The following is an 11,555-nucleotide window of genomic DNA, read 5'->3' on the forward strand; positions in this document are numbered from 1 at the left end:
TAGCAACCCGGCTTATGCTTATTTGAAACTCTATAAACAAGCCAAAGAAACCTTGTTGTATTCCGTGATTATTTTTGTGGGTGCATTTGCATTACTCATGCTGGTGTTACGGTTTACGCTACAACCGCTTAAAGCGATACAAAAACAGGCTAATGAAATTTCTTCCGGTCAATTTACTACGATTGATCGTCTACCCTGGACCAAAGAAGTCCGCCATGTTGCTCAGTCTATGAACAGTATGTCAGTCAAGATTGGCGATACCATCACTCGACTTAATCAACGGCTCGATGCCCTGAATGATAATCTCAAACGTGATGGCTTAACCCGATTACTCAATCAAGCCACTTTTACCGCCGACATGAAAAAGCGACTATCAAGCGGCCATACCGGGTATGTGAGTTACATCAAGTTTGTTGATTTAGCCGACATCAGTAAACAAAAAGGGAATCAACTCGCTGATACACTCTTAAAAGATATGGCCCGTATACTGAACAATGCCGTGGCCGGCAATGGTCATGCCTATCGTCTGTATGGTGCCGAGTTTGCCATTATTTATGATGAGTCTGATATCAATCTGATTCAGTCATTTGCTAAAAACCTGCAACAGGCAATGACAGAACTGGCTGAGCATTATGAAGTCGACGATCTGGTTCACATTGGTTTAGTTAAATTTGATCGCACCAGTGAGTTTGAACGTTTAATGCCTGCTTTAATTGAAGCCTATGAGCAGGCCAGTATTATTGGACAAAACGCCTTTTTCATTAAAGATGACTCCATCAGTTCTCTTTCTGAACAAGAATGGAAAGCCGCCATTACCCACGCTATTAATCGTGATACGCCAGAAATCTACTTCACAGCCGAAGCCTATAATTATGATGGTCCTAAGCCTGTCAAAGTGATGCAGGAAGCCTTTAGCTTTGTCAAAGATAAAGCGGGTAACACCCTGTCTGTCGGGACTTTTTTCTCTATGGCGCAAGAGTTTGGATTGTCGGAATCTGTGGACCGTTGCATTGTGAACAAAGTCCTACTCAAAATGGAGCAAGATCGTATTAGCTGTCCTGTCAGTATCAACCTGACGATGGACTCAATTGATTCAGCCAGTTTCCATAAATGGCTGGAATCTCGTATCGAGCAGTCCGTTATTTCTGCTGAGTTACTGACTTTTTCTGTCTCGGCCTATGCCGCCACTAAAAACCTCAAAGCCTTTACTAACTTCAGTCGTTTTGTGAAGTCATTGGGCGCAAATAGTCTTATCAAACGTTATTCTGCCGATATTATTGCCATTGATGAGTTACGACATTTGCATCTGGATTACATCAGACTCGCACGTGATTTGACACAGAACATTGGTAGTAACGCCAGTAAACCAGACTTTTTGGAAATTATGCATGAAGTCTCTCGCTTGCTGGATATCAAAGTACTTGCTGAGGCAGTCACAAACGATGAAGATTTTGCGATTGTTAAACAAGCTGGCATCTACGGTATCAGTCGTTAAAGTCTGAGCTATCCATGCTGTTTAAACGCCCTCTGTCGTTATTGCTGATACTGACATGTTTGATATTGTCGTTGCCGCTTGTCGCTGATCTCAATATCAGCACACGTGTGTTAGACAATATTGAGGCGCAATATAATAAATTTGCTCGTCAGCGTGTCGAAGACTGGCAAAAACTAGTGGACGAAAATAAAGACTTACCGGAAGCTGAAAAGCTGGCACTGGTAAATCAATTTTTTAACACCAATGTGTTGTTTATCGATGACATCGATCTCTGGAATAAAAAAGACTACTGGGCAACCCCACTGGAAATGCTATCTATCGGCGGTGGTGACTGTGAAGACTATTCAATAGCCAAATATTTCACCTTGAAAGAGTTAGGTGTTGATGAAGACAAATTACGTATCACCTACGTTAAAGCAAAAGAATTAAATCAAGCTCATATGGTACTGACCTACTTCAAAACAAAACGCTCTGTGCCATTAGTGCTGGATAACTTAATCACTGAAATCAAACCTGCCAGCCAGCGTAACGATTTAACCCCTGTTTATAGTTTTAACGGTACTGGTTTGTGGTTGGCCAAGTCACGCGGCGAAGGCCAACGTGTCGGTGGTTCATCCCGTTTATCTTTATGGCAGGACTTAGAAAAACGTATGCAAAAACAGGCAAAAGAAGCGATTAGCGAATAAGCCCACTTGCTGATAACGGTAATTGCCAGTAATGAATTCCTGATCCTGAAAAATTCGCTGCCAACTCATCAATTATAGTACTAGCTATCGCAGAATCCAGCTCTAACCAGTAAATCAATTGTTGCCGTTGCCCTGCCACCTGCTCGGTAATACTCATAGGGTGTCCAGTACCATGCCCAGACGCTTGTTGTGTAGTAAAGCCGTCAATGGATGGATGTAATAACAACCAGTCACTTAATGCTGCTTCTAATGTCGGCTTCACAATCAGTGCCAATAAACATGTCATTTTGCGACTCCAAATCGTCTGAATAATAATGGCAATAAAACCAGGGTTAGCAAGGTAGCACTGACCAGACCACCGATAACCACAATGGCTAATGGCCGCTGAATTTCTGAACCAGGCCCGCTGGCAAACAGTAAGGGCACGAGACCGAAGGCAGCAATGGTGGCCGTCATCATCACGGGCCTTAAGCGACGCATCGCGCCCTCTCTGACTACATCATCTACTGCCATACCTGTTTCTAACAGCTCATTAAAGTAACTCACCATTACCACGCCATTTAATACAGCAATACCTAGTAAGGCGATAAAGCCAACAGAAGCTGGTACGGATAAGTATTCACCGGTCAGCCAAAGTGCGGTTATCCCGCCCACCATAGCAAAAGGCACATTACTCATGACCAGTATGGCCTGGCGTAGGGAACGAAAAGTGGAAAACAATAATAAGAAAATTAAAGATAAAGCTACAGGAATGACCACCATTAAGCGTTTAGCTGCTCGCTGTTGATTTTCAAACTGACCGCCCCAGGAAAACTGATAACCACTAGGCAACTTGATGTTTTTTGCTACCGCCGCCTGGGCTTCTTCAACAAAACTCACTAGATCACGATCAGCGACATTTGCTACTACGACCGTCATACGCTGTCCTTGCTCTCGACGAATAGACACAGGTCCTTCAACGCGTCTTAATGTAGCCAGATCAGAAATTTGCACCTGTCTGTTACCGGCGACATTTAATCGTGCATGCGCAAACAAACTAGCCATTTTCTGTAAGTTACGTTCACCTTGAATGACCAGAGGGTATCGTCTGGCCCCTTGATAAATCGTGCCTACCTGACTTCCCTGAACCAGCATGCGTAATTGTGGTAATACATCTTCAACACTTAAGCCTAAACGACCTAGTGTTAACGCATTCAGATCAATTTGATAATACTGCGCCCCATCATTCTGGCTGGTGATGACATCTTCAGCGCCTTGAATACCGGAAACGACCTGCACAACCTGTTTCGCTAGCTCATTGAGCGTTTCACCGTCTTCACCAAATATTTTGATGGCAAGATCACCTCTGACACCCGTGAGCATTTCTGACACACGCATTTCAATTGGTTGTGTAAACCCGTAATTCAAACCTGGAAATTGTTCCAGAACCTGCCTTATTTTTAGCTTTAAGTCTTCTTTTGTTGCAACTTGCCATTGCTCACGTGGTTTCAGGATTAAAAACATATCTGTTTCGTTTAATCCCATTGGGTCTAACCCGAGTTCATCTGCCCCTGTTCTAGCCACTACGCCAGTAATTTCCGGCACATTTTTTAATAATGTCTGTTGCACGCGTTTATCTAAAGCGACTGACTGCTCCAAGGTGATTGAAGGCAATTTTTCTAATTGCACAATCAAGTCGCCCTCGTCCATTACCGGCATAAAGGCTTTACCCACTTGGGTGTATAAAACGGCAGCAAATGCTAATAACAGTAACGCTATCACCACCACGCTTTTTGTATGATCCAGAGACCAGGCTAATACCGGTGAATAGAGTCTTTTTAATAGTCTCGGTAACAACGGTTCATCATGAGAGACGTGTTTCAGTAAAAAAGAGGCCAGCACAGGAATCACTGTCAGTGATAAAAGTAAGGAGCCGGCCAGTGCAAATACAATCGTCAAGGCCACGGGAATAAACAGCTTTCCTTCCAGCCCCTGTAAAGTCAGTAATGGCAGAAAAACAATAACGATAATGATGATGCCTGAGGTGACAGGGACCGAGACATTTTTCACTGCACGATAAATTAAATGCAGTCTTGGCAGCACCGCAGCCCGTGATTTATCTGCTAATTGTGAAACGATGTTTTCAACCACAACCACGGCGGCATCAACCAGCATACCGATGGCAATGGTTAAACCACCTAAACTCATCAAGTTGGCTGATAAACCAAACTGACGCATCATGATAAAAGTAATCATGGCAGATAGTGGTAACACAAGCGCTACCACAATAGCCGCACGGATATCACCGAGGAATAACAGTAAAAACACCAAGACTAATACGACGGCTTCAATCAATGCTTTATTCACGCCATGAATGGCATCAGCGACCAGTTCGCCACGGTTGTAAAAGACATCGATCGTCACATCATCTGGTAATGAGGGTTGTAACTCGGCGAGACGTTTTTCGATACCGGCGACAACCTTCTTGGCATTAGCACCGCGCAAACCCAATACCAGACCTTGAACGGCCTCCCCCTGTCCATTGGCACTGACCGCACCATAACGTGTCAGCGAACCAATTCGGCATTCTGCCACTTGTGACAATAAAACGGGTTCATTTGCATCTGACTTAACCACTAAACGTTTTATATCATCCAGATTTTGTAGACTGCCTTGTGCACGAACCAGTAATACCTCTTCGCCTTCATCGATGCGTCCTGCCCCATCATTACGATTATTCATTTCCAATGTGTGCTGGATGTCGGCAAGGCTGATATTTAATGCAGCCAGCTTGGCTAAATCCGGAATAATTTCAAAAGTTTTGACATAACCGCCTAATGAATTCACATCAGCCACACCTTCGACGCTACGCAAGGCTGGTCTGATAACCCAATCCAGTAATTCACGTCGCTGCATTAAATCCAACGTGGGACTGTTTACTGTAAACATAAACATTTCACCTAAAGGTGTCGTTAACGGTGCCAGTCCACCTTGAATATCGGCTGGTAAGGTATCGTTAATGGCTGAAAGACGTTCAGCGACTTGTTGGCGGGCCCAGTAAATATCCGTGCCCTCTTCAAAATCAACGGTAATATCTGTCAGGCCATACTTAACAACTGAACGTAACATGCGTTGTTTGGGGATCCCCAACATCTCAACTTCGACTAAAGCGGTAATGCGGCTTTCCACCTCTTCCGGCGTCATACCCGGGGCTTTGAGGATAATCTTTACCTGTGTTGTCGAGACGTCTGGAAAGGCATCAATCGGTGTATCGTTAAAGGCTTTCCAGCCAAAGCCGATCAGAACGACTACCAGAATCAGCATCATCAGACGCTGCATCAATGAAAAACGAATAAGACCATCCATGTCTATTCTCCTACTGCTTGCCAGGCAGATTTAAGTGAGGACACGCCTTCTTCTACCACATAGCCTGTACTTAAGAATTCATCTGATACAGTCACTTTATTGTCTGATTGAGAAATGATATGCACAGGGCGCAGACTGATGGATTGACCATCAAAATAAAAGATATGGGTTATGCCGTCGATACGTAATATGGCTTTGTAGGGAATCTCATAAAGCACAGAACTGTTATTTTGCACAAAACAAACCTGTACAAATTCACCGGGCGTCAACAATTCTGTATGTACTGACGTTTGTGCGCGAACTAACACGCCCTGATCAATATCATGAACTTGCCTACCGACTGTCATAACAGCAGCTGAGACATCTCTGTCGCACACTACCACTTTTGTGCCAGTATTAACGTTACTGGCGATGGCAAGTGGTACATGGATTTCCAACCAGAGCGTTGATAAATCGGCCACTTCATATAAAACATCTGATGCCATTACCCGTTGGCCAATCACCGCATTTTGTGCCATGACCACACCATCACTGGCGGCGCGAACGTGTAAGTGGCTGTCCATGGTTTGTTGTTGCTTTAATGTTTTAATGGCTTCTAATGGCATTCCAGCTAGCTGCAGCGTTTTAATTTGACTATCAACCAGTGTTTTTTGCTGTTGGTAGCGTGTTTTGGCATCCAGATAACGACGCTCGGCAATAATGCCTTCATTAAATAATTGTTTATCACGCTGCATCTCGGTCAGTAATTGCGATAACAAGCCCTCAGCCTGTAAATATTGGGTTTGTAGCGTCAACAAGGCTGGACTATTAAGTGTGGCCAGCACTTGACCTGCCTTAACAACATCGCCTTCAGCTACTAACATTTGGGTGACGACACCTTCCTGACTGGTATGAACAATATGGCGGTTCGCATTAGGCACAGACACTTTGGCGGGATAATGATGACTTTTAGTTTCAGAAACGGATACCGCAGCCTGATATGACACCCCAAGATTGTCCATTTGGGTTTTATCCAGCTGCAAACTTTGCGCATATGCAGGGATCGATGATAAACCAAGAGTCATCGTCATCAATAAGGGGCGCAATATATTACTAAACATCATGTTTTCCTGAATAAAAGAGAGATGAAATAAGCGTAAAGACCAAAGAGTGTATGTGGGGAGCCAGAGCTTGTATGGTCGTTATCAGATAGCCGAATAGATGGCAGTTTTGAGGAAAAAACACAGGTGATTTTTTCAAACGGAAAGTCAAAACTGTGTTTGTCAGATGTGGTATTTGAAGATGTGTGTTGATAAGGCTTGCCAGCCCACTGTCTATCTCGATCGGGTGTTTTATTATCCCTGTTTGCATCACTTGGCTCTACTCTCATGAGATAGTCGTCATATTAGTGATGGCTTATTAACAAAACCTTAAATGATTAACAAAACTTTACATTGACTAAAATTCAAACTCAGTCAGAAAACGTAATGTGGCATCAGGGGACTGTTTGCCCACACCAAATAATACCCCGGTTTCCCAGTGAAGTTTTTTTCCTGCAGAAAAGCGAATATCGCCCAGTGCAACCGGACCAATAGCACGAGTTTCATCACCAGCATAATATTCGACAGCAGGTTCAAAGCTGGGGGATAAACGATAACGAGCTTGCATGCCTAAGGCTGTTTCAAGCTCTTCCTCAATATCATCACCCCACTCGTATTCTAACCACAGATTCGCAGCGCCTACCCATCTACCCCATTGTTTTTCCATGAGTAGTCCAGTAGCTGCTTCCCATTGATCACGAATATTGGATTTTTCAAGCTCGGTGACCAGTCCCCAGTCTATCGAGTACTCTCCCTGCTCGCTTAGTTGCCACTTTGCTTCGAGTTCATAGCTATGCAAACGAAAATTATCGTTTTCTTCACTGGCGGTAAGATAGCCTTCAACATAGAGTCGATCAGACAATGACTGCCCATAACTGAGTTTTTGTAAACTGTCGCCTTCAGCGCTAATCATCCGCCACTCGACTTCTTTTTCTAATGGCTGCACATAGGGATGGTAGATTTTATCAATGGATGAACCATCAGCCTGCACCAGGAGAGGTGTAAGAAATAAAGCACTAGCAATGGTGATTAAACGGTATTTCATGAGTTTCGGTCTCGCTTTATAAAGCTGAACATCGCCACACAAAACAAGGTAGCCATACTGAAAAGGTAGGCAATAACCTGACTAATTTGAGGGGTGGCTTCATAGCCTACTAATGCAAACAGAAGTTGCCCGGCCACAGAATGTTCATCAATGATATTAGAGCTATTCCAGATAGGTTCTGATGAGGTGAATAGATCTGCCTGAATCAGGAACTCTATCGCTTGCGACATTAAGCTTCCCGCCACAAATAACAATAATAGATAGCCAACCCACACACCATGTCGGGGGATAAGGTTCACAATAAAATAATAAATGAACACCCCCACACTGACACCCAGACCGGCGCCAACCGCACCGCCCATTAATACTGGCCCTAGTAAATCCGGTACGCCAAAGAATCCAGTGATAAATAACAACACTTCAGATCCTTCGCGCATCATAGCCAAAATAACGGTGCTCATAATGGCCAGAATGGTCAAAACTCGACAACGTCTGTCATTTTGGTGAGGCACCACATAGACAAAAAAGAGCAAGGCTATAAAAATCAGAATATTTATCGAGGCATTGACAAGCTCCTGCCCAATACCACCAAAAGCCATTGATACATGACGAATCGTTAGCGCATAAATAACGCCGCTTATCAGCCCCAGGATTAATGCCAATAACATCCATTTTAAACTGCGATTCAAAATCTGACTCAGCGCCAGAAATACACTAATAATTAATGAGGCTTCTAACACCTCGCGCAAAACAATCACTACTGCATTCAGTAACACGTCATTTACTCCGCTATGACCTTGCCTTGTGCCGTTTTAGGGAAAAATTCGCCAAAGAACGGATACACACCGGCCGGAAGTGGACCAATAAAGATAAATGCCTGACTATTGCCTGCAATTACCTTCTCCCGGTTTAGTTCATAACTTTCAAACTCTTCAGCTGTCGGATCCATATTTTTCACCAACAGTTTGACTTTGGTATTGGCAGGGATTTTGACTTCATCGGGAAAGAAAAGATGATCACGAATTTCGATTTCAATCACGGGAGGGCCAGCCAACACCGGCATTACCAAAAACGATAAGCATAAAAACAAACCAACTCTACGCATAATTGACTGCTCTCAGAGGAAATATAACATCGACTTTTAATCCATGGCCCCAAGCGGATGTCCCCAACTGAATATGGGCATGATGTAAATCAACAATATGTTTAACAATAGTCAAGCCAAGTCCACAGCCAATGACACCACTATTGTGCTGATCACCATGCAGGCGATAAAAACGTTCAAATACACGCTGATACTGTTCTTCAGGTATGCCTGGACCAGAGTCTTCGACTCGAAATAACACCCCTTCTTCATGACGCCTCACCACCACATGAATACGACCTTTCTCCGGTGTGTATTTATTCGCATTATTTAGTAAATTGCTTATCAGCGTTTCCAGTGCAAACACATTACCTTCGATGATGTGTGACTCCCCATCCATTTCTATCTCTTGCTGTTTAGACTCAAAAGCATGATAACTTCGAGCGATAAGTGATTGAACTAATTTAAATAAATCCACACTCTCAAACTTGACTGCCGCCTGATCGGGTGATGTTCGGTATAAAGCAAGAATCTGTTCGATCAGATGTCCCATACGTTCAACACCATCACGCAATAAGATGATGTCTTCGTCATCATTACCCAATCTTGCTCGCAAATTATGTAAATGCACTTTGAGCACGCTGACGGGGGTACGTAACTCATGTGCCGCATCGGCTGAGAAACGCTGTTCTCGGTCAAAAGCCTCTGCCAAACGCAATAACAGACTGTTCGTATTATTCACCACAGTCGTTAATTCTTTTGGCACACGCTCCAGTTCGATAGGCCGGAGATCATCTGCTCTTCTCTCACTCAATTGGCTGGCAAAGGTATTGAGCGGTTTAAGGCCAATCCCTACTGCAAACCAGATAATTAATGCGGCTACAGGTATTACCATCACAATAGGCAGTAATGATTCCATCACCACATCTTCAGCCAGCATATAACGAATATCGATACGCTCGGCTACTACGATCCATCGCTGTAAAACCTTGTCACGGTATACATAATTTCGCCAGCGATAGCTACCAAAATTCGTATTCTGAAAGCCTTCATCAAGGTCGCTAAGTACGCTATCGGGTGCATTTTCCGAACGTGTTAGCAAAGCCCCTTTATCATCAATTATCTGAAAAAAGGTATAAGGCGTTTGCTGATTGGTAACGGTTGCTTTACCAAGCTGACGCGAGTTGGCAGAGGCAATCAAAATCGCGGTACTTTCTAACCGGGAATCAAACAATGTTTGTGCTTTATGCATGCTTGATTGGTAGCCATGCAATAACGATACAAAGTTTACCAGCGTTATTGTGGCCAATAACGCCAATAATAAATACAGACGAATAGACTTCATTGCGTTTTAATTGTGTAACCCACACCACGCACGGTTGTGATGAAGTTCTCAGGGAGTTTCTTTCTTAAATGATGAATGTGGACTTCAATCGCATTACTGGCGATTTCCTCTCCCCAGCTGTAAAGCTTACTTTCCATGCTATCGCGGGTCTGCACTCGGCCAACATTCTCCATCAGCATTTTTAACAGCATGTATTCACGACGAAAAAAGTCGACATTCTCACCGTTAACTTTCACCTGCTGGGCACGAGTATCGATGGACACATTACCTACGGTCAGATCAGCATGTTTCAGGCTACTGAGCCTGCGTTCCAGTACACGCAGGCGCGCAAGTAACTCATCCATTTCAAACGGTTTGGCCAGATAATCATCTGCGCCACTATCGAGCCCTGCGACTTTATCCTGAATAGAATTACGTGCCGTTAAAATTAATACCGGTAATTCAGCATTACGCCGTCGAATTTGTTTCAGGACTTCATTACCGTCCATATCTGGCAGGCCCAGATCCAACACCACAATATCCGGCTCAGAAGAAGCAATACTATTAATGGCTTGCTTACCTTCACTCAAATGATTAACGATAAAACCTTCGTTTTTCAGACTGGTTTGTAAGCCTTTTGCGAGTGAAACATCATCTTCAATGAGTAATACCTGCATGTTGATCATTCCCTAGTTTGTATCTGACCTGCTGTAAGGCTTTTTCGATTTCTTGCTGTCTTCCTTCATCTGCAAGGGGTCTAGTTAGTCTGGCAGGTGCTTGTTGAGCTTTTAACAGATAAGTTTCTGCTTCTTTATACTGGTTATTATCTATTAAATACTGTGCATAGAAAAAATTACTATCTATGCCCGTTGGATTGATGGTCAAGGCTTTTTTCAACATCACTTCGGCTTTGTCATCATCGCCAAACCCAATAGGCCAACCAGGCACTTTTGCATACAAGGTTCCAAGGCTGGTATAAGCCGAACCGTCCAGTGCTGTATCATCTAGTTTCATCGCCTGTTCAAGGTCTGCTTTTGCGGCTTTGGCAAGTGATAAAGCACCAAGACCACCTTTGGCACCGGCATAACTTGATTCGATAATGCCACGCCAGATATGTGATTCCGCCGCATCTGGATATTGCTTCACCACGCTATTCGCTTTTTCAACCAAGCTTTCAAAGGCTTTTTCTTGTGCATCACCTGTTAAAGTGTAATTCACTTTAGCCCAGTCATGCTGCAAATCAGCAACACTTTGCATCACATCGGCACTGACAGGTAGACTCACCAGCCCCAGAATCATTGAGAATATATACGCTTTCATCATTTTCTCCATTAAAAATAACGTTTTATGATAGGTAGTTGTTTGATAATTGATTTATCAACAATGCCTGGCAGGATACTGTTGATTCTGACAAACAGTTTTTCAGGCCAGCCAAAATAATGTCTTCGTTTATCCGTAAGCAAAAAGTCGACAATGGCATTCGCTACTTGCTCAGGT

General features: G+C 43.6%; 11 protein-coding genes. 2 read left to right on the forward strand and 9 right to left on the reverse strand.

Annotation, left to right across the window (positions count from 1 at the left end):
- Together B4K20_RS05180 and B4K20_RS05185 are read left to right on the forward strand one after the other, a co-directional pair.
- Positions 1-1,495 (forward strand): EAL domain-containing protein (locus B4K20_RS05180; protein ID WP_289282127.1); only part of this gene is annotated, 1,495 nt, incomplete at its 5' end.
- Positions 1,496-1,509: 14 nt separating this feature from the next.
- Positions 1,510-2,181 carry a transglutaminase-like cysteine peptidase gene (locus B4K20_RS05185; RefSeq protein ID WP_289282128.1) on the forward strand — a complete coding sequence of 224 codons (672 nt, stop codon included), beginning with the start codon at positions 1,510-1,512 and terminating at the stop codon, positions 2,179-2,181.
- Here the strand turns inward: B4K20_RS05185 and B4K20_RS05190 are convergent.
- The 9 genes from B4K20_RS05190 to B4K20_RS05230 form a co-directional block, all read right to left on the reverse strand.
- On the reverse strand, positions 2,171-2,467 hold the full coding sequence (locus B4K20_RS05190) for a DUF3240 family protein (protein ID WP_286304577.1): 297 nt from the start codon (positions 2,465-2,467) through the stop codon (positions 2,171-2,173). The two genes, B4K20_RS05185 and B4K20_RS05190, sit on opposite strands and share 11 nt — an antisense overlap.
- Positions 2,464-5,526 (reverse strand): efflux RND transporter permease subunit, encoded by a 3,063-nt coding sequence (locus B4K20_RS05195; RefSeq protein WP_289282129.1) that lies wholly within the window; start codon positions 5,524-5,526, stop codon positions 2,464-2,466. Before B4K20_RS05195 ends, B4K20_RS05190 begins: the two co-directional genes overlap by 4 nt.
- A gap of 2 nt (positions 5,527-5,528) precedes the next feature.
- The gene (locus tag B4K20_RS05200; RefSeq protein ID WP_289282130.1) at positions 5,529-6,626 is read right to left on the reverse strand and encodes an efflux RND transporter periplasmic adaptor subunit; all 1,098 of its coding nucleotides are present in this window, start codon (positions 6,624-6,626) and stop codon (positions 5,529-5,531) included.
- A 337-nt stretch (positions 6,627-6,963) separates the two neighbouring features.
- Entirely contained in the window at positions 6,964-7,650 is a 687-nt protein-coding gene (locus B4K20_RS05205; protein ID WP_286304574.1) for a hypothetical protein, read from the reverse strand.
- Positions 7,647-8,426, reverse strand: a complete 780-nt coding sequence (locus B4K20_RS05210; RefSeq protein ID WP_289282131.1) for an FTR1 family protein — start codon at positions 8,424-8,426, stop codon at positions 7,647-7,649. The genes B4K20_RS05205 and B4K20_RS05210 overlap by 4 nt, the downstream gene beginning before the upstream one ends.
- A 5-nt stretch (positions 8,427-8,431) precedes the next feature.
- A complete protein-coding gene (locus B4K20_RS05215; protein ID WP_286304572.1) occupies positions 8,432-8,755 on the reverse strand; it encodes a cupredoxin domain-containing protein in 324 nt (107 codons plus the stop codon).
- Positions 8,748-10,079 carry an ATP-binding protein gene (locus B4K20_RS05220; protein WP_289282132.1) on the reverse strand — a complete coding sequence of 444 codons (1,332 nt, stop codon included), beginning with the start codon at positions 10,077-10,079 and terminating at the stop codon, positions 8,748-8,750. Before B4K20_RS05220 ends, B4K20_RS05215 begins: the two co-directional genes overlap by 8 nt.
- Positions 10,076-10,735 carry a response regulator gene (locus B4K20_RS05225; RefSeq protein ID WP_286304570.1) on the reverse strand — a complete coding sequence of 220 codons (660 nt, stop codon included), beginning with the start codon at positions 10,733-10,735 and terminating at the stop codon, positions 10,076-10,078. The genes B4K20_RS05220 and B4K20_RS05225 overlap by 4 nt, the downstream gene beginning before the upstream one ends.
- Positions 10,716-11,378: a tetratricopeptide repeat protein gene (locus tag B4K20_RS05230; protein WP_289282133.1), complete on the reverse strand. Its 663-nt coding sequence runs from the start codon at positions 11,376-11,378 to the stop codon at positions 10,716-10,718. Before B4K20_RS05230 ends, B4K20_RS05225 begins: the two co-directional genes overlap by 20 nt.
- Between the last annotated feature and the right edge of the window lie 177 nt (positions 11,379-11,555).

Source organism: Methylophaga sp. UBA5088 (assembly GCF_002414625.1).
Taxonomy (GTDB): Bacteria; Pseudomonadota; Gammaproteobacteria; order Nitrosococcales; family Methylophagaceae; genus Methylophaga; species Methylophaga marina.